At 74.0% G+C, this 17,509-nt stretch carries 17 protein-coding genes; 8 read left to right on the top strand and 9 right to left on the bottom strand.

All coding sequences use genetic code 11. The features are described from left to right. Window positions 1–35: 35 nt before the first annotated feature. The gene (locus F593_RS0112735; protein WP_022929141.1) at window positions 36–1,328 is read right to left on the bottom strand and encodes a cytochrome P450; all 1,293 of its coding nucleotides are present in this window, start codon (window positions 1,326–1,328) and stop codon (window positions 36–38) included. A gap of 230 nt (window positions 1,329–1,558) precedes the next feature. Between F593_RS0112735 and F593_RS0112730 the strand changes: the two genes are divergently transcribed. After that, window positions 1,559–2,776, top strand: coding sequence for an acyl-CoA dehydrogenase family protein (locus tag F593_RS0112730; RefSeq protein ID WP_022929140.1), 1,218 nt, complete (start codon window positions 1,559–1,561; stop codon window positions 2,774–2,776). A 49-nt stretch (window positions 2,777–2,825) separates the two neighbouring features. Here the strand turns inward: F593_RS0112730 and F593_RS28365 are convergent, their stop codons facing one another. Then, window positions 2,826–3,236, bottom strand: coding sequence for a GFA family protein (locus tag F593_RS28365; protein WP_022929139.1), 411 nt, complete (start codon window positions 3,234–3,236; stop codon window positions 2,826–2,828). A 96-nt stretch (window positions 3,237–3,332) separates the two neighbouring features. On the opposite strand from F593_RS28365, the gene ilvA reads away from it, so the two are divergent. Next, the gene (ilvA, locus tag F593_RS0112720; RefSeq protein WP_022929138.1) at window positions 3,333–4,589 is read left to right on the top strand and encodes a threonine ammonia-lyase; all 1,257 of its coding nucleotides are present in this window, start codon (window positions 3,333–3,335) and stop codon (window positions 4,587–4,589) included. Between the two features lie 4 nt (window positions 4,590–4,593). Here ilvA and F593_RS0112715 read toward each other — a convergent pair whose 3' ends face one another. Next, window positions 4,594–5,061 carry a winged helix-turn-helix transcriptional regulator gene (locus F593_RS0112715; RefSeq protein WP_022929137.1) on the bottom strand — a complete coding sequence of 156 codons (468 nt, stop codon included), beginning with the start codon at window positions 5,059–5,061 and terminating at the stop codon, window positions 4,594–4,596. Window positions 5,062–5,160: 99 nt separating this feature from the next. On the opposite strand from F593_RS0112715, the gene upp reads away from it, so the two are divergent. Beyond that, window positions 5,161–5,784: a uracil phosphoribosyltransferase gene (gene upp, locus F593_RS0112710; protein ID WP_022929136.1), complete on the top strand. Its 624-nt coding sequence runs from the start codon at window positions 5,161–5,163 to the stop codon at window positions 5,782–5,784. Window positions 5,785–5,867: 83 nt separating this feature from the next. Here upp and F593_RS0112705 read toward each other — a convergent pair whose 3' ends face one another. Further along, on the bottom strand, window positions 5,868–6,188 hold the full coding sequence (locus F593_RS0112705; RefSeq protein ID WP_022929135.1) for a YbjQ family protein: 321 nt from the start codon (window positions 6,186–6,188) through the stop codon (window positions 5,868–5,870). Between the two features lie 291 nt (window positions 6,189–6,479). On the opposite strand from F593_RS0112705, the gene F593_RS24950 reads away from it, so the two are divergent. Next, entirely contained in the window at window positions 6,480–7,280 is an 801-nt protein-coding gene (locus tag F593_RS24950; protein WP_022929134.1) for a FadR/GntR family transcriptional regulator, read from the top strand. Further along, window positions 7,277–9,022, top strand: coding sequence for a 2-isopropylmalate synthase (gene leuA / locus F593_RS0112695; RefSeq protein ID WP_022929133.1), 1,746 nt, complete (start codon window positions 7,277–7,279; stop codon window positions 9,020–9,022). Before F593_RS24950 ends, leuA begins: the two co-directional genes overlap by 4 nt. An 80-nt stretch (window positions 9,023–9,102) precedes the next feature. Here leuA and F593_RS24945 read toward each other — a convergent pair whose 3' ends face one another. Beyond that, window positions 9,103–10,803, bottom strand: a complete 1,701-nt coding sequence (locus F593_RS24945) for a DUF6909 family protein (RefSeq protein ID WP_022929132.1) — start codon at window positions 10,801–10,803, stop codon at window positions 9,103–9,105. A 62-nt stretch (window positions 10,804–10,865) separates the two neighbouring features. On the opposite strand from F593_RS24945, the gene F593_RS0112685 reads away from it, so the two are divergent. After that, window positions 10,866–11,726 carry an ABC transporter ATP-binding protein gene (locus F593_RS0112685; protein WP_022929131.1) on the top strand — a complete coding sequence of 287 codons (861 nt, stop codon included), beginning with the start codon at window positions 10,866–10,868 and terminating at the stop codon, window positions 11,724–11,726. Window positions 11,727–11,819: 93 nt separating this feature from the next. On the opposite strand, the gene F593_RS29920 is transcribed toward F593_RS0112685, so the two are convergent. Together F593_RS29920 and F593_RS0112675 are read right to left on the bottom strand one after the other, a co-directional pair. Further along, window positions 11,820–13,142 carry a hypothetical protein gene (locus F593_RS29920; protein ID WP_022929130.1) on the bottom strand — a complete coding sequence of 441 codons (1,323 nt, stop codon included), beginning with the start codon at window positions 13,140–13,142 and terminating at the stop codon, window positions 11,820–11,822. Between the two features lie 76 nt (window positions 13,143–13,218). Continuing rightward, the gene (locus F593_RS0112675) at window positions 13,219–14,157 is read right to left on the bottom strand and encodes an Fpg/Nei family DNA glycosylase (protein ID WP_022929129.1); all 939 of its coding nucleotides are present in this window, start codon (window positions 14,155–14,157) and stop codon (window positions 13,219–13,221) included. A gap of 113 nt (window positions 14,158–14,270) precedes the next feature. Here F593_RS0112675 and F593_RS0112670 point away from each other — a divergent pair, with 113 nt between their 5' ends. Together F593_RS0112670 and F593_RS0112665 are read left to right on the top strand one after the other, a co-directional pair. After that, a complete protein-coding gene (locus F593_RS0112670; protein WP_022929128.1) occupies window positions 14,271–14,912 on the top strand; it encodes an NUDIX hydrolase in 642 nt (213 codons plus the stop codon). A gap of 128 nt (window positions 14,913–15,040) precedes the next feature. After that, complete coding sequence (locus F593_RS0112665) at window positions 15,041–15,472, top strand: hypothetical protein (protein WP_022929127.1); 432 nt, start codon at window positions 15,041–15,043, stop codon at window positions 15,470–15,472. Between the two features lie 88 nt (window positions 15,473–15,560). Here the strand turns inward: F593_RS0112665 and F593_RS0112660 are convergent, their stop codons facing one another. Both F593_RS0112660 and F593_RS0112655 read right to left on the bottom strand, forming a co-directional pair. Continuing rightward, window positions 15,561–16,511, bottom strand: coding sequence for an ATP-grasp domain-containing protein (locus tag F593_RS0112660; protein ID WP_211216168.1), 951 nt, complete (start codon window positions 16,509–16,511; stop codon window positions 15,561–15,563). Between the two features lie 5 nt (window positions 16,512–16,516). After that, window positions 16,517–17,464, bottom strand: a complete 948-nt coding sequence (locus F593_RS0112655) for an HpcH/HpaI aldolase/citrate lyase family protein (RefSeq protein ID WP_022929125.1) — start codon at window positions 17,462–17,464, stop codon at window positions 16,517–16,519. Window positions 17,465–17,509: the final 45 nt, after the last annotated feature.

Here is a 17,509-nt window from a genome sequence, read left to right as displayed (position 1 = left end):
GCTCGGCGCACCCGCAGGGGGGTGGGCTGGCGCCCCTACGCCGGCTCCAGCTCCATCGGCAGGCGGCTGATGCCGTCGACGAAGTTGCCCACCACGAGCCGCGGCTCCCCGACGCTCATCCGCGGGTAGCGGTCGAGCAGCTCGCCGAACACCGCCCGCAGCTGCACCTTGGCCAGCGGTGCGCCGAGGCAGTAGTGCGGCCCGCCGCCGCCGAAGCCGAGGTGGCGGTTCGGGGTGCGCAAGACGTCGAAGCGGTCGGGGTGCTCGAACGCGGCCTCGTCGCGGTTGCCCGACGGGTAGAGCAGCACGACCTTCTCGCCCGCCGCCACCGCCCGGCCGCGGATCTCGGTGTCGCGGGTCGCCGTGCGGCGGAACGTCATCACGGGCGTGGCCCAGCGGACGAACTCCTCGACCGCGACGGGCAGGCGGCCCTCGGGGTCCTCGAGCAGCAGCGCCCGCTGGTCGGGGTGGCGGTCCAGGGCGATCGCCGCGTGCGAGCTGGTGTGGCGGGTCGTGTCGTTGCCGGCCACGCTGAGCAGCACGAAGAACGCCGCGATCTCCTCCGTGCGCAGCGACTCGCCGTCGATCTGCGCGTGGACGAGGGCCGAGAGCAGGTCGTCCGTGGGGTGCTTCCGACGCTGCTCGGCCAGGTCCGTGGAGGCCTGGTGCAGGATCCAGAGCGCCTCGCCCAGCACCGCCAGCGGCTCCCGTCCCTGCAGGTAGTCCGGGTCGGCGCCCGAGACCATGGCGTCGGAGTAGTAGACGAGCCGCTCGCGGTCCTGCTCCGGCACCCCGAGCATCCGCATGATCGTCATGAGCGGCACGCGCTTCGCGACGCCCGTGACGAAGTCGTCGCTCTCTGCGGGGTCGAGCTCGTCGACCACCTGCCGGGCGTCGCGCCGGACCCCGTCCTCCAGCGCCCGGACCTGCTTCGGGGTGAACGCGCTCGAGATCAGGCCGCGGACGGCGGCGTGGCGCGGGTCGTCCATCGCCAGGATCGAGATCGCCATGTCGAGGAACTCCTGCGGGGCGTCCTCGAACATCACGCCGTCGCCCGAGCGGAAGTCCTGCGGGTTGCGGGACACGGACCGGATGTCGTCGTACCGCGTGAGCGCCCAGTAGCCGCCGGTCAGCTCCACCCCGAGCTCGACGAGCAGCCCCTCGGGCTGGCGCTGCCACGAGACGGGATCCTCGGCCCGCAGGCGGGCGAAGGCGGCCTCGCGTTCCGGCCGCGGCCGGGCCCAGAACGCCTGGGCCGAGATGTCGGCGACGGGGTTGGGGGCGTCGCGCGCGGCGGCGGAGGAGGGGGCGGGGGCGTGCTCGGTCATGGGGGCTCCGGGGTCGTCCCGAGGGATTCGACAGGAGGTTTGACACGGTGTCAAGTCCCGGGCGACACGACGGGCACGCGAGCCGTCCGGTCCGCAACCGCGGGCGCTCCGTGCCCCGTACACCCCGAGAGGACGAAGATTTCCCTACTCGGAGTATCCTCGGCCTCTCTCCGCGCCCGGACGCCCGTCGCGTACGAAAGCGGGACCACGTCGTCGTCACCGGAGCACCCATGGCCACCGCCGCCTTCACCACCGAGCCCACGGATCCCGAGACGCGGGACGAGATCGTCGCGCTGGTCCGCCAGTTCACGGACGAGCAGATCATCCCCAACGCGGAGCACTACGACGCGACGGACACGTGGCCGGAGCCGATCGTCGAGGGCCTGAAGGAGCTCGGCCTGTTCGGCGTCACGCTGCCGGAGGAGTACGGCGGCCTGGGCCTCGACCTGCAGACGTACGCCCGCATCGCGGAGGAGCTGGCCCGCGGCTGGATCTCCGTCCCCGGCATCGTCAACACGCACTTCATCGGCGCGTACCTGCTGATGAAGTTCGGCACGGACGAGCAGAAGCAGAAGTACCTGCCGCAGATGGCCACGGGCGAGCTGCGCGCCGCCTTCTCGCTCTCCGAGCCGCACGCCGGCTCCGACGTGCAGGCGATCAAGACGTCGGCGAAGAAGCTCGACGACGGCCGCTACGAGATCAACGGCCAGAAGCTCTGGGTCACCAACGGCCTGATGAGCGGCCTGGTCTTCGTCCTCGTCGTGACCGACCCGACGGCCAGCCCGAAGTACAAGGGCATGACGTGCTTCATCTGCGAGAAGGAGCCGGGCGTCGGCGTCAACACGGGTGAGTACGAGGGCTTCGAGGTCCCGCCGAAGATCAAGAAGATGGGCTACAAGGGCGTCGAGTCCACGGAACTCGTCTTCAACGGCTACAAGCTCTCCGCCGACCAGATCCTGGGCGGCGAGGAGGGCGGCCTGAACAAGGGCTTCAAGCAGATGATGGACTCGCTCGAGGTCGGCCGCGTGAACGTCGCCGCCCGCGGCGTCGGGGTCGCGCAGCGCGCCTTCGAGCTGGCCATCCGCTACGCCCAGGAGCGCGAGACGTTCGGCAAGCCGATCGCCCAGCACCAGCTCGTGCAGGAGAAGCTGGCCGACATGTACACGCGCCTCGAGGCCGCGCGCCTGCTGACGTACCGCGCCGCCGAGCTGAAGGACAAGGGCGAGCGCTCCGACACCGAGGCCGCGATGGCCAAGCTCGCCGCGTCCGAGGCCGGCCACAAGAACGCCGAGGACTCCCTGCGGATCCACGGCGGCTTCGGCTTCTCGAAGGAGTACGAGATCGAGCGCATCTACCGCGACGCGCCGCTGCTGCTGATCGGCGAGGGGACCTCCGACATCCAGCGCATGGGGATTGCCAAGGGCCTGCTGAAGCGCTTCGCGATCTGAGGCGAAGCCGGATCCGGATCGGAGGGCGCCGCGAGGCGCCCTTCGTCGTTCAGGCCGGCAGGCGCTCGTCGAAGCGCGGGAGGCCGTCGTCGGGGATCGGCTCCCACTCGGCGGCGTAGGCGACGAACTGGCGGGCCTGGGGGCGGACGCCCGGGTCGCCGTCGATCGCCGCCATCCGGACGATGACGCGCGCGTGGTCCTCGGGGTCCTGGGCGAAGACCGCCGAGCCGCAGCGGGTGCAGAACGCCTTGTCGAAGCCGCCGGGCGTCCAGCGGCCCACGGCGTCCTCCCCGGCGACGATGCGGAACGAGCCGTCGACCGTCTTCGCCGACGCCTGGGCGGCCGTGCCGGTGCGGTGCTGGCAGCGGGTGCAGTGGCAGTAGGCCGCCGCGACCAGCGGCTCCGAGATCTCGAAGCGCACGGCGCCGCAGCCGCAGCCACCGGTGAGGACGGGAGTCATGGCGCCACCGTAGCGGGCGGGGCGACGGCGCCCACTCGGGTGGACCGCGGTGGCCCGGGGCGGGCGGCCGCGCGGGCGTCGGCTACGGTGCGGGCCATGTACGCCTCGCTGCCGCCCGGAGCCCCCGACGCCGAACGGCGCGCGCGGGCCCGGGCCGCCGTCGAGGGGCAGATCCGCGTGACGCCGGTGGTCGCCTCGCAGGGGCTCGAGGAGCGGTTCGGCGCGCCCGTCGTGCTCAAGGCCGAGTCGCTGCAGCGGACCGGGGCGTTCAAGCTGCGCGGCGCGCTGGCGAAGCTCGCGGCCCTGGGCGACGCGGCCGCCCCGGGCGTCGTCGCCGGCAGCGCCGGCAACCACGCGCGGGCCGTGGCACAGGCCGCGAAGATCCGCGGCGTCCCCGCCGCCGTCTTCATGCCGGAGGGCGCGCCGATCGCGAAGGTCGAGGCCTGCCGCGAGCTCGGCGCCAACGTCGAGCTGGTCGCGGGACCGCTCGAGGACGCCCTCGCGGCGGCGACGGACCACGCCGCGCGGACGGGCATGGTGTTCCTGCACCCCTTCGACGACCTCGACGTCATCGCCGGCCAGAGCACCCTCGGCGACGAGCTCCTCGAGCAGGTGCCCGACATGGCCCAGATCGTCGTGCCCGTCGGCGGTGGCGGGCTGATCTCCGGGATCGCCGTCGCGGTCCGGGAGCAGCGGCCCGACGTGCGGATCGTCGGCGTGCGCGCCGCGGCACGCGGCTCCGTCATCGCCACCCGGTCGAGTCGCTCCCCGCTGTCCCTCGGCGGGCTCGCGGACGCCGAGCCCACGACGACGATCGCCGACGGCATCGCCGTGAAGAAGCCCGGGATCCTCACCGGCCCGCTCGTCTCGGAGCTGGTCGACGAGCTCGTGGCCGTGGACGAGGACTCCATCGCCGAGGCGATGGTCCTGCTGCTGGACCGCGTGAACCTCGTGGTCGAGGGCGCCGGCGCCGTCGGGCTCTCCGCCCTGCTGCGCGACCTCGTGCCCCGGCCCGACAAGGGGTCGACGGTGCTCGTGCTCTCGGGCGGCAACGTCGACACGGGCCTGCTCGCCCAGCTCGCGCGCCGTCACGAGACGCTCGTCGGCCGGCGCCTGGGTCTCGTGACGATGATCCCGGACCGCCCCGGCTCCCTCGCGCGCCTCGTCGCCGTCGTGGCCGGGGCGGGAGGGAACGTCACCGAGGTCTCCCACGTCCGCGAGGGCGTCGACCTGCACGTGGGCGACACCGCCGTACGCATGACCCTGGAGACCCGCGGCCCCGATCACGCGGACCGGGTGCTCGCGGCGATCACCGAGGCGGGATTCCCCGTGAAGCGAACCGACAGGGAGTGAACCGCTAGGCGCCGGTGACGGCGGCGACCGCCGGGTTCGGGCGGGCGCGGATGTCGCGGGGGCCGAGGGGCTCGCCGCAGCGGTCGCAGGCGAGGCCGGCGTCGGGCTGGCCGCCGCAGTCGCGGTGCTCGAGGATCCACGGCGTGCCGCCGGGCTCGGGGTAGTGCTCGTCGCCCCAGAGCATGAGGTGCGTGATGACCGGCCACAGGCCGCGCCCCTTCTCCGTCAGGTGGTACTCGTGACGGACGGGGCGGTCCTGGTACGGGCGCCGTTCGATGACGCCCTCGGCCTCGAGCCGCTTCAGCCGGGCCGAGAGCACGCTGCGCGTGACACCGAGGATCGCCTGCAGGTCGTCGAAGCGGTGGCAGCCCAGCATCACGGAGCGCACGACGAGCAGCGACCACCGCTCGCCGACGACCTCGAGGGCGCGCGCGACGGAGCAGACCTGGGTGTCGTACTCGCGGGGCAGCACCCACCCAGCGTAGCGACCGTCGTGTCACGCGACCTGGAGTCGGGGCCTGCGGGTGTACCCGGCGCCCGACGGATCCGGGCGGCGTGGGACGATGCGCGCGTGCCGGAGCTCCGCGTCGTCGACCACCCCCTCCTCGCGGACCGCGTGGCCGTGCTGCGCGACGAGTCCACGGACCGCTCCGGGTTCCGCCGCGCCATGCGTGCGGCGACGGTGCTCCTCGCGGTCGAGGCCACGAAGGACCTCGCGGTCGAGGTCGGCACCGTGCAGACGCCCCTGGAGGAGACGGAGGCCCGCCGCATCGCCGGCGACGTCGTGCTCGTCCCGGTACTCCGCGCGGGCCTGGGCATGCTCGACGCGTTCCTCGACGTCGTCCCCGAGGCGCGCGTCGGCCACATCGGCCTGGAGCGCGACGAGGTGTCGCTCCAGCCGCGCCGCTACTTCGAGCGCCTGCCCGAGGAGGTCCCCGTCGCGCGGACCCTCGTGCTCGACCCGATGCTCGCGACGGGCGGCAGCGCCGTCCACGCCCTCGACGCGTTGCGCGAGGCCGGCGCCCGCGAGCTCGCCCTCGTCGTCCTCGTCGCCGCGCCCGAGGGCGTCGCGGCCGTGCAGGCGGCGCACCCCGAGGTGCCGATCATCGCCGCCACGCTCGACCGCCAGCTCGACGAGAACGGCTTCATCCGCCCGGGCCTCGGCGACGCGGGCGACCGCGTCTTCGGCACCTAGGATCGCCCACCCCGGGCCGCGGCCCGGGGCGGAGGCGCGATGCGCACCGGCCGACGGAGGCGCGCCGCCGCCCAGTACCGCCCTCAGGCCGGGCGGACCCGCACGGCCGTGCCGTAGGCGCAGACCTCGGTGCCCGTCTGGGCGTACTCGGTGGTCTCGAAGCGGAACGCCAGCACGGCGTTCGCGCCCTTCGCCTGCGCCTCGTCCGTCAGCCGCTGCAGGGCCTCGGCGCGGCTGTCGTGCAGCAGGTTCGTGATGCCCTTGAGCTCGCCGCCGACGAGCGACTTGAACCCGGCGCCGATGTTCGAGCCGATGTTGCGCGAGCGGACGGTGAGGCCGAAGACCTGGCCGATGACCTCCTCGATCTGGTGGCCGGGGACGTCGTTCGTGGTGACGATGAGCATGCGGGCGACCCTAGTGGCGCGCCCCCGTCGCGGGGGTGTCGGGTCCGTGACCGCGCCGCCTCTGCCGGGGCCTTGGGCGCTATGCCGCAGGCGCGATGCCGGCGGCCCGCCGGGATCGCACACACGCTTGGGCGGTATGTCCTCGGCGACATGGACTATGCATCTGAGGACATATCGCCCTGATGGGTGTGCGCTTCGCGCGCGCCACGAAGCCGGCACAGAAGCACCCGCGCATCCGACCGCGCCCGCGCAGACGACAGACATCTGAGGACTTCCGTATCGTCCGCGGTGATGGCGATGACCTCCCTCGGTCGCGGCTCCCTGGGGGAGCTCGCGGCCCAGCAGCTGCGCGAGCAGCTCGCCGCGGGCACCTGGCCCGTCGGCACGCGGCTGCCGGCCGAGACGGTGCTGGCGACGCAGCTCGGCGTCGGGCGGTCGACGGTCCGCGAGGCGGTGCGCGTGCTCGTCGCCGCGGGGCAGCTCGAGACGCGGCAGGGGTCCGGCACGTTCGTGACCGCGCTGCAGCCGGCGGCCGAGTGGGTTCCGCGGGCGCGCCGCGCCGCGGTGCTCGACGTCTACGAGGTGCGCGAGGCGCTCGAGGTGCAGGCCGCCCGTCTGGCCGCGCAGCGCCGCACCCACGAGGACCTCGACGAGATCGACCGCACCCTGCGCGAGCGCGAGGCAGCCCGGGCGACCGGCGACGTCGAGCCGTTCGTCGACGCCGACCTCGCCTTCCACGGTGCCGTCGTCGCGGCCGCGCACAACGTGCTGCTGGACGAGATGTTCTCGTCCTTCCTCGGCGTGCTGCGCGAGGCGCTGGTCACCGTGGTGCAGGAGGTGGTGATCGACGAGGTCGACGCCGCCGACGCCCACGCCGCCCTGGCCGCCGCGATCCGCGCCGGCGATCCCGACGCCGCGATCGCCGCCACGCACGCCAACGTCACCGTCACCGGCCGGTCGCTCCGCGCGACCGGGTCCGCGGCGGGCACCGCTTCCCGTTCCACCCCGGCCGTCCGTGCCGGCGCCGTCCCTTCGGGCGACGCGTCGTCCGCCGTGGCCCCGCCCGATCCCTCCCGGAGCACCCGCGCATGAACACCCAGATCCCGCCCTCGTGGAGCACCCAGCGCCCCAGCGGCATGCCGTCGCAGCGCTACCTCCCGTTCCACCAGCGGGTGCCGTTCGACCTGCCGGACCGCACGTGGCCGTCCAAGCGCATCGAGCGGGCGCCGATCTGGGCCGCCGTCGACCTGCGCGACGGCAACCAGTCGCTCATCGACCCGATGGACACCGACCGCAAGCGGCGGATGTTCGACCTGCTCGTCCAGATCGGCGTGAAGGAGATCGAGGTCGGGTTCCCCGCCTCGGGCGCCACGGACTTCGACTTCGTCCGCTCGCTCGTCGAGGACGACGCGATCCCCGACGACGTGCGGATCATGGTGCTCACGCCCGCGCGGCCCGAGCTGATCGCGCGCACCTTCGAGGCGCTCGAGGGGCTCGACCGGGCGCTCGTGCACCTCTACGCCGCGACCTCCCGCTTGTGGCGCGAGGACGTGCTGGGTCAGGACACGGACGGGCTGCTGCGGCTCGTGCGCGCCGGCGCCGAGGACGTGCTGCGCGGCGCCGAGTCGCTGCCGGGCACGGACGTGCGGATGGAGTTCTCGCCCGAGACGTTCTCGCTCACGGAGCCCGAGATCGCGCTGGCAGCGTCCGACGCCGTCTCCGCGATCTGGCAGCCGACGCCGGAGCAGCCGATGGTGCTGAACCTGCCTTCGACGGTCGAGGTGTCGACGCCGAACGTGTTCGCGGATCAGATCGAGTGGATGGACCGCCACCTCGCCAAGCGCGACGCGGTGATTGTCTCCGTCCACCCGCACAACGACCGCGGCACCGGCGTGGCCGCCACCGAGCTGGCGCTGATGGCCGGTGCCGACCGCGTCGAGGGCTGCCTGTTCGGCAACGGCGAGCGCACGGGCAACGTCGACCTGATCACCCTGGCGCTGAACATGCACACGCAGGGCGTCGACCCGGAGCTGGACCTCTCCGACATCGACGCGGTCCGCGAGACCGTGGAGTACTGCAACCAGCTCAAGGTGGGGGAGCGCCAGCCCTACGGCGGCGACCTCGTCTTCACCTCGTTCTCCGGCTCGCACCAGGACGCGATCAACAAGATCTTCGCCCGCCGCGAGCAGACGGCGAAGGAGACCGGCGTTCCGGTCGAGGAGCAGCCGTGGGAGGTCCCGTACCTGCCGATCGACCCCCACGACGTCGGCCGCACGTACGAGGCCGTCATCCGCGTCAACAGCCAGTCCGGCAAGGGCGGCATGGCGTACCTCATGAAGACGGAGCACGGCCTGGACCTGCCGCGCGGCCTGCAGGTCGAGTTCTCCCGCGTCGTGCAGGCGCGGACGGACGCCGAGGGCGGCGAGGTCACGCCCGAGCGCCTGTGGGACATCTTCTCCGACGCCTATCTGGCCGGCGGCGCCACGCCCTGGGGCCGCTACCGCGTGTGGGAGCACCGCACGAGCTCGCGCGCCGACGGCACCGATGAGCTGGGCGTGCAGCTCGACGTCGACGGCCGACCGCAGAGCCTGGAGGGCACCGGCAACGGCCCGATCGACGCGTTCGTGCGCGCCCTGGGCACGCTCGACATCACCGTCCGCGTGGACGACTACGTCGAGCACGCCATCGGCAAGGGCGAGGACGCCCGCGCTGCGTCCTACGTGCGCTGCGAGATCGACGGCCGCGAGGTCTGGGGCGTGGGGATCCACGAGAACATCGTGCGGGCGTCGCTCGAGGCGATCGTCTCGGCGGTGAACCGCGCGCAGCGGGCGTGAGGTCTGCGGCGCGGGGCGCCGACCTGGCGCCTCACGCCGACCTGGCGCCCCACGCCGCCCGGGCCGGCGCCCGAGACGCCCTACGCCCGCGGGAGCGCGCCCTCGAGCCGCAGGATCCGCCGCATGATCGCGAGGGAGCCGGCGTAGGTCGAGTCCATCCCGAAGAAGCTCAGGCCGCGCGCGCCGAGGGTGCGGGCCTGGGTGTAGGGGGTGTCCGAGGCGTAGTGGATGACGCCGAAGTCCAGCGGCAGGCGGGTCAGCGAGACCGCGTCACCGACGGGGTGGCGGTCGGCGTCGGCGAGCTCGTGGACGGCGGCGCAGAACGGGCCGGCCTCCATCTCGACCACGGTGTACGCCTCGCGGTAGTAGAAGTCGAGGTGGTCGCGGTTCTGGAGGAATGTCGAGCGGACGGTGACGGCCTTCTGGTTGTCGAGCCCGGTGCCGTAGCGCAGGTCGCCCTGGAGGTCCTCGACGGTGAACGCGTTGTCGAGCCAGTACGTCGTGCGGGTGTGCTCGTCGTGGACGACGCCCGAGATCAGTACGTCGCCGACGTCGGCGTTGAGCGTCGCCGCCTTGCCGAGCACGTAGACGCCCTTCAGGCGCGTGACGTCGACGGCGACCTCGCGGAGGATGTTGTACGCCGCGGAGCCCAGGGGGTAGTCGATGTTGATGACCACCGCGTCGCTCTGCTTGAGCGCCTCGGGGTCGACGTCGCCCAGGCGCGGGTCGAGGTTCTCCGGGTCCAGGCGGTCGAGCGCCATGACCTGGGCGGGGACGCGCAGGGCGCCCGTCGGCATGAGGTCGAGCACCCCGGCGCGGGCCTCGGCGGCGATCCGCTCGTCGGGGTGGCGCTCGAACGCGCCGCGGGCGGCGAAGTAGAGGAGGTTCTCCATCGAGCCGTCGCTGCGGCCTTCGCGGATCCGCCCGAGCTCCGTGCGCAGGTCGTCGGGGCCGTGGCGCTCGACCTCGCGCAGCAGCCCGTCGGCGTTGCGCCGCGCGATGCCCGTGACGAGGTTCGTCAGCGCGTGCGTGTTGGAGGAGACGAAGTAGATCGGGCGCTCGTGCAGGTCCTCCACGACGAGCGCGTCGCGGACGGGGCGCCACCAGTCGCGGGTCAGCCGCCCGTAGCCGACGTAGTTCATGCCGAGCGAGCGCAGGCGCAGGTCGCAGCGGCGACGCGGCATCTCGCGCAGGCGCTCCTCGAACTGGGCGCCCCACGACTCCTGCAGGCGCGTCCAGTCGTCCTCGCCGCCGCCGAGCACGCGGGCGAGCTCGGCCGGGTCCGTCGGGACCTCGTTGTGGCCGGAGCCGCGCAGGCGCTGGCGGATCTTGTTCCACTCGATCTGGAACGCGACGAGCGTCGGCACGAGGTCGTCCACGTCGGACGAGCTGGCCATGAGGACGGCGAGCGTGTCGCCGCCGACGCGCCACAGCCGCCGGCGGGCCGGGCTCTCCGCCTCCGGCCACGAGGCGATGTCGAAGCCGGCGTCGTCGAACTGCGCCTGCTCCTGGCCGAGCACGATGAGTCGCGCCTCGGCGACCACGTCGGGCAGGCGCCGCACGGCGTAGAGGAACGCGCCCAGGTCGATCTCGTCGCGGCCCGCCATCGGGTGCAGGCTCGACCCCATCGCCACGTGCGAGGGCTCGAGCACCCGCAGCCGCGTCTCGCCCGTCGAACGCAGCAGCGTCGTGTACGTGCGGTGGTACAGGCCGACCTCGTCGGAGAGCCCCGCCGTCCGATCGGTGCCGCCGGGGGCCGGGGTGGCGATGCGCTCGGTCATGGCCCGAGTTTGACGGACCGTTGCGTGACGCTCGTGAACGCCGCGTCGCCGGGGCGCCGACCATGACGGACGCGACGAGCACCCCGGCGGCGACCGCGCCCGCCGACCCGCCGACCCCCGCGGTGGCCCTGACCGGCGTGACCGTGCGCCGCCACGACCGCGACGGCCGCGAGCTCGTGCTGCTCGACGGGGTGGACTGGCGCGTGCAGCCGGGCGAGCACTGGGCGGTGCTGGGGCCCAACGGCGCAGGCAAGAGCACGATGCTGCAGCTTGCCGGCGGCGTCACGCACCCCACCCAGGGCACCGTCGACGTGCTCGGCCACCGCATCGGGCGGGTCGACATGCGGGCGCTGCGGGAGCGGATCGGCCACGTCGACGCGGCGACGGCGCGCGGGCTGAAGCGCGGGCTCGACGGCCGTGGGGTCGTCCTCTCGGGCGCGTTCGGCAGCCTGGCACCGCAGGGTCGACGGCTCGGCCCGGAGCACGAGGCCCGCGCCGACGCGCTGCTGGCGCTGACGGGGGCCGAGGCGCTGGCGGTGCGCCGGTTCGACGACTGCTCGCAGGGGGAGCGCCAGCGGCTGCTGCTGGCGCGGGCGTTGATGGCGGGGGAGGCGACGCCCGCGCTGTTGCTGCTCGACGAGCCCGCCAGCGGCCTGGACCTGCCTTCGCGGGAGCGGCTCGTCGGCGCGCTCGTGGCCAGCGCCCACCGTTGGCCGACGCTGCCGACGATCACCGTCACGCATCACCTCGAGGAGATTCCGCCGACCACCACCCACGCGCTGCTGCTGCGCGGCGGGCGGGTGCTGGCCCAGGGCCCGGCCGCCGACGTGCTCGCGTCGGGGCCGGTGTCGGCGTGCTTCGGGCTCGGCGTGACGGTGGAGCGGAGCGGCGGGCGCTGGGCGGCGCGGTTGGCCGGGGGGTGAGACACGAGCCGCGCCGCCCTCGCGGTGCGGGCCGCCAGAGGGAGCGGCAGCTCCAGGGGCGGCGACCGGCGGAGGCAGGGCCGCGGGGGCGCGTCAACCGGTCGGCCGGAAGGCGGAGCGCAGGCGGTCGTCGTCGCCGCCCGGCACCCAGAACGCGCGGAAGCCGCCGGGGCCGGCGGTGAGGTCGAGCGGCTCGGCGTCGCGGGGGTCGTCGCCCGTGACGGGTTCGAGCGGAGCGAATCCCGATCCGCGCTCACGCACGAACACGCCGCTGACGCCGGCCGCCCCGGCGGCGCCTTCGGACGGCTGCGCGCTCCCCGTCGCGGCCACCAGGGTGGTGCCCCCGGCCGCGACGGCGTCGGAGACCGCCCCATCCGTGAGGAGCGTGCGGAAGCACCCGAGGCGTCCGTCGGTGACGGCTGTCGCGGCCCGCGGCACCGAGTACGTCTCGTTCGTCCCCCGGGCGGCCACCGTCTGGCTCCACGCGACCGTGGCGTTGCCCGCGGCGTCCATCGCCGCGTAGGGCCCGCCGGAGGTCCGGTCGACCGCACCGCCCCGGTCGAGGGTCTGCGTCGCGCCGAACCGGTCGGTGCCGCGACGGCGGAACGCCGCCTTCACGACCATGCGTCGGTCGGCCTCCTCGCCGCCGTCCTGGGCGCCCCAGGTGAGCACCGCGCGGCCGGCGCCGTCCGTGGCGATGGAGCCCCAGAGCCAGTCGACGCGCGGCCGGTCCAGCGTGCGCTCCTTGCCGAGCCGGCCGCGGCGCAGGTCGAGGGTACGCGCCGTCACCGGAGCCCCGTCGATGCGTCCTCGCTGCAGCAGCAGGATCGCGGTGCCGTGGGCGTCGACCGCCATGTCGAGGACGTCCGTACGCCCGGGGAGCGCCTGCGAGCGCCACCGCCGATGCCCTCGGTCCACCGACCAGGTCAACCGCACCCGCGCGTTGTCGAGCTCGTCACCGTCCTCGTCGTCGCCGTCGACGCTGAGGGCGACGAGCGTCTGCCCGCCAGGCCCGACCGCGAGTGCGGCGTCGGCCGCCGTCCCGCGGTGGAGCACCCGTTCGCGTCCCAGCCGGCGCGCGCCGAGGTCGCCGAACGACACCCCGACGCGGCGGAGGTTCGACGACCGGCGCAGGAACACGGCGCGGTCGGCGTAGGCGGCGAGGTCGACCACGGTGCGACCCTCACGGGTCGGTCCCGGCGAGCCGTCGGCCGCGACGGGCGCCAGGGTCGTCTGGGACCCGTAGCCCGCTGCGAGCGCCGCGCCCGAGACGCCGGACACGGCGCGGTAGAGCTCCATGGCGGCGGGGCCGACGGTGCTGGGCGGCGTCCACGGTGCGGCGGACGCGGCCGGGATGCCCGGGGCGAAGGCCGCCGCCAGGATCGCGGCGGGGAAGAACGGGACGGCTGGGCGCATGGGGCTCCGGGGACGGGACGGGGTATCCACGGGAACCCCGCTCGGGATCGAACGATGCGCTGGCCCCGCCCCGGGGTCAACCGGATTCCGGCCAGGCCTGCTCGCGCGAGCACCACCACGTGGTGCGCCCGCCGACGGCCGCCTTGACCATCTCGGCCCCGCAGCGCGGGCAGTGCTCGCCCTTCTTGCGGTAGGCGATGACGTCGCCGAGGTGCACGCCGCCGCGGTGGATGGCCTCGCGGGTCGAGGCGACCATCGTGGCGTGGAGCTCGCGCAGCTCGTCCTCGGCGAGGTCGTTCGCGGGGCGCAGCGGCGGTTGGGCGGCCTGCCACAGGAGCTCGTCGCAGAGGAGGTTGCCGACGCCGGCGATCGTCGCCTGGTCCATCAGCCGGGCCTTGAGCGGCGCGGCGCCCTTGCCGACCCGCGCGACGAACTCGTCCTCGGTGATCAGCAGGGCGTCGGGGCCGAGCGAGGAGAGGTCGGGGTTCAGGCGCACGCGGCCGAGGCGGCGCTTGTCGAAGAGGATGAGGCGCCCGCCGTCGTCGAGGTCGAGCGCGAACCGGCTCCAGCTGCCGTCGCCCGGGAGCTGCCGCTGGCCGGAGCGCACCGGCATGGACCACGCGGCGCGCTCGGCGGCGGTGAGGGGCTCGCCAGCGGAGCCGAACAGGCCGTCGTCCTCGTCGAGCACGTCGATGCCCTTGAAGTACAGGCCGTCCGCCGGGCCGACGGCCGTGGCGCCGCCGACGCCCTCCGGGCCCAGGCCGACGAGCCGGCCGGCCATCCCCAGGTGCAGGCCCAGCCGCGGAGCGTCGGGGCCGTCGAGGTCCATCCACATCGACTTGCCGATCCGGCCGACCTCGAGCACCTTGCGGCCCGTGATCGCCGCGGCGATCTCGCCTGGCGGGTGCGGGCGGTTGACCCACTCGTCGCCGTCGTCGACGCCGACGATCGTGCGGCCGACCGTCCAGCGCTCGGCGAGGGCGCGGGCGGCTTCGACCTCGGGCAGCTCAGGCACGCGGGGCAGGCTAGAGGAGGGGCGGCCTGCGACGACGCGTGCTCGGGGGCGACTCGCGCTCGGCGGGTCGCCGCACGGATGGTTGGCGCCCGCCCGGCTGCGAACGTGGGGGCGTGCGTGATCCCGAGGCCCCGTCGACCGTCGGACTGATCGCCGCCGCCCTGCGCCTGCGGGCGATCGGCCAGACGGGGACCGCCTACTCCCGTGACCGCTTCGACCTCGAGCGGTTCGCGGAGGTCTCGGATCTTGCGGAGCGTCTTCTGGCCGACGTCGCCGCGGTCCCGCTGGCGGAGGTGCGGTCCGCGTTCGCGTTCGAGGAGGGCTACCCGACCCCGAAGGTCGACGTGCGCGGCGTCGTCTTCTCCGACGACGGCAGGCTGCTGTTCGTCCGCGAGGTCTCCGACGGCCGTTGGACGCTCCCCGGGGGCTGGGCCGACACCACGGACACGCCGAGCGAGGCCACGGAGCGGGAGGTCCGCGAGGAGGCCGGTCTCGAGGTGCGGGCGACGAAGCTGCTGGCGGTCTCCGACCGGGCGAAGCACGCCCACGCCCCGCTGCCGTTCCGCGTCTACAAGCTGTTCTTCCGCTGCGAGGGCGCAGGCGTGCCGAAGCCGGACGGGCACGAGGTGGACGCCGCCGCGTACTTCGCGCCGGACGACCTGCCGCCGTTGTCCGGATCGCGGGTGACGTCGGGGCAGATCGCGCGGATGTTCGCGCACGCCGCGGACCCGTCGCTGCCGACGGACTACGACTGACGGGTGACGCGGCCGGGCGCGCGCCGCGACGACCGGGTGCGTGCGACGTAGACGCCGCGGGGCGACGCCCGCAGAGCCGTGAAGGCCGCCGTGCGTTGCACGCTTGTACACGGCGATAGAGTCCGAGAATGTCGAACGCTGACTCCCGCACCGCTGTCGAGACCGCCATCAAGCAGCTGCTGGAGCACGTCCCCGCCCTCAAGCGCATGAAGATCGTCGCCGCGGCCGAGGTGCAGGGCGGGCGTGACATCCAGCTCATCCGGATCCAGATGCCGGGGGCGAAGGTCACGAAGGCCGTCAGTCCCGACGCGCGGGTCACCGTCTCCATCCGGCGCGACCTGCTGAACGAGATGAACGACCTGAACGACCTGCAGGCGTGGGTTCGCGCGTGGGACCACGGCAAGTTCCGGGCGTCGGGCGTCGAGGAGTACATCCGCCTGATCGGCCAGGTCGTCTCGAAGACCGCCGCGAAGCAGAAGGCGCTCGAGGAGCAGAACGGCACGGCGCCGGTCAGCCACCACGGCGGCGCGCGCCGCCCGCAGCAGCAGGGCCGCTACTAGCCGGCCGCAGTACGCGCCGGCCCGCGGGCCGGACGACCGACGCGCGGGCCCGCACGACCGCGGGCCGTGGTGAGGGACGGCCAGGCGCTCAGCCGTGCAGCGCGGCGATCAGCACGTCGGCGTAGCGCCCCGGCGCCTCGGCGTCGCGGCCGAGGAAGAGCTCGGGCTCGACGAGCTCGGCCTCCATCAGCAGCGGGCCCGCGTCGGTCGTGACGAGGTCGATGCGCGCGTAGGTCGCGGGGTGGGGGATGGCCTCCAGCACGCGGCGGGCGACCTCGCGCTCGGCGTCCGTCGGCGCGTGGTCGACGATGTGCCCGCCGTGCATCTCCTGCACGCGGAAGTCGCCGCCGGCCGGGACCTTGCGCAGCGCGTGGCTCAGCTCGCCCGCGAAGAGGAGCAGCGAGACCTCGCCCTGCTCCACCTCCGGCAGGTACGGCTGCACGAGCGCCTCGCCCTCGGCGACCAACCCCGCGAGGTGCTCCCGCGCCTCGCCCGAGTCCGCGGCCACGAGCACGGTGCCGCGCGCGCCACCGGAGACGGCGGGCTTGATGACGATCCGCCCGTCGTGGGCGGCGAGCGCCGCGGCCTGCTCGTCCGCGCCGGCCCCGCGGGCGACCATCGTCGTCGGGACCACGGGCACGCCCGCGGCCTCGAGCTCGGCGAGATAGCCCTTGTGGGTGTTCCAGACGAGGAGCTCCGGGTGGTTGACGAACCGGGTGGCCGCCCCGGTCGCGCGGACCCACGCGACGAACTCGTCGTGGCGGTCGAAGTAGTCCCACGGCGAGCGCGACACGACGAGGGGGACCTGAGACCAGTCGCGGTCCTCGTCCCACGGCACGAGTTCCGCACGGACGCCCCGCTCGGCGAGCGCGGCGATCAGGAGCAGCGACTCGCCGTCGCCGTGCGTCTCCCCGGACATCGTCGCCAGCGCGATCTGGAGCGGTGCGTCGGACCCGCCGGTGTCGGTCGCAACGGCGTCCGTCCCCGACGCGTCCGCCCCGCCCACGCCCGGTCCGTTCTCGGCGGTCCCTGCAGCCATCGCGGTCACTCCCCGTAGCCGGCGGCGCGGCCCTGGCCGGCGATGCGCTCGGCCATCTTGCGGTTGGCCTCGTCGACCATCTCCCCCTCGAAGATCGCCGCTCCGGCGCCGGACTCCGTCGCCTCGCGGTAGGCGGCGAGCATCGCCTCGGCCTTCTCCCACGACTCCTTCGTGGGGGTGAAGATCTCGTTGATGACGTCGATCTGCGCGGGGTGGATCGTCCACTTGCCGTCGAGGCCCAGGGCCCGGACGAGCTTGGTGCGCTCGCGCAGGCCGTCCTCGTCCTTGAACGCCGCGTACGGGCCGTCGATGGCCTGGATGCCGGCGGCGCGGGCGGCGACGACGATCCGCGAGTAGAGGTAGTTCAGGTGGTCGCCGGGGTAGCCCTCGGGCGTGCCGCCGATCTGGGTGATCGGGATGCCGATGGCGGCGGAGTAGTCGCCGGGGCCGAAGATCAGCGTCTCCATGCGCTGCGACGCCGTGGCGATCGCCTCGACGTTCACGAGGCCCTTCGCGTCCTCGATCTGCGCCTCGATGCCGATCCGGCCGACCTCGTAGCCCTTCGCCAGCTCGATCTGCGTGAGCAGCTTGTCCGTCATCTCGATGTCGCCCGGGGTCTGGACCTTGGGCAGCATCACCGCGTGGATCTTGTCGCCGACGCGCTCCACCACGTCGATGAGGTCGCGGTAGTAGAACGGCGTGTCCGTGCCGTTCACGCGGAAGACGACCGTCTTGTCGGCCGGGAACTCGAGCGTGCCGAGCGCCTCGATGATGCGGGCGCGCGCCGCGTCCTTCTCGCTCTGCGCGACCGAGTCCTCGAGGTCGAGGAACACCTGGTCCGCGGCGAGCGTCGGGGCCTTCGCGAGGAACTTCTCGCTCGAGCCGGGAACGGAGTGGCAGGTGCGGCGGGGCCGGAGAGGACGGGCCGGGGTGGATCCGTAGCGTGCGCTCATGCGCGGGATCGTGCCACGTCGCCGCCTGTCGCGACCGCTGGTAGG

The organism is Patulibacter americanus DSM 16676, assembly GCF_000420025.1.
GTDB classification, from domain to species: Bacteria; Actinomycetota; Thermoleophilia; order Solirubrobacterales; family Solirubrobacteraceae; genus Patulibacter; species Patulibacter americanus.
This window is presented reverse-complemented; position numbering and strand designations above follow the sequence as displayed.

Bases quoted from the DNA above. Each gene is read 5' to 3' on its own strand.
- F593_RS24950 (WP_022929134.1), top strand. From the start codon at position 6,480: ATGGCGATGACCTCCCTCGGTCGCGGCTCCCTGGGGGAGCTCGCGGCC.
- F593_RS24945 (WP_022929132.1), bottom strand. From the start codon at position 10,803: ATGACCGAGCGCATCGCCACCCCGGCCCCCGGCGGCACCGATCGGACG.
- F593_RS0112665 (WP_022929127.1), top strand. From the start codon at position 15,041: ATGTCGAACGCTGACTCCCGCACCGCTGTCGAGACCGCCATCAAGCAG.
- ilvA (WP_022929138.1), top strand. From the start codon at position 3,333: ATGTACGCCTCGCTGCCGCCCGGAGCCCCCGACGCCGAACGGCGCGCG.
- F593_RS0112685 (WP_022929131.1), top strand. From the start codon at position 10,866: ATGACGGACGCGACGAGCACCCCGGCGGCGACCGCGCCCGCCGACCCG.
- F593_RS0112655 (WP_022929125.1), bottom strand. From the start codon at position 17,464: ATGAGCGCACGCTACGGATCCACCCCGGCCCGTCCTCTCCGGCCCCGC.
- leuA (WP_022929133.1), top strand. From the start codon at position 7,277: ATGAACACCCAGATCCCGCCCTCGTGGAGCACCCAGCGCCCCAGCGGC.
- F593_RS0112705 (WP_022929135.1), bottom strand. From the start codon at position 6,188: ATGCTCATCGTCACCACGAACGACGTCCCCGGCCACCAGATCGAGGAG.
- F593_RS29920 (WP_022929130.1), bottom strand. From the start codon at position 13,142: ATGCGCCCAGCCGTCCCGTTCTTCCCCGCCGCGATCCTGGCGGCGGCC.
- F593_RS0112730 (WP_022929140.1), top strand. From the start codon at position 1,559: ATGGCCACCGCCGCCTTCACCACCGAGCCCACGGATCCCGAGACGCGG.
- F593_RS0112660 (WP_211216168.1), bottom strand. From the start codon at position 16,511: ATGGCTGCAGGGACCGCCGAGAACGGACCGGGCGTGGGCGGGGCGGAC.
- F593_RS28365 (WP_022929139.1), bottom strand. From the start codon at position 3,236: ATGACTCCCGTCCTCACCGGTGGCTGCGGCTGCGGCGCCGTGCGCTTC.
- F593_RS0112735 (WP_022929141.1), bottom strand. From the start codon at position 1,328: ATGACCGAGCACGCCCCCGCCCCCTCCTCCGCCGCCGCGCGCGACGCC.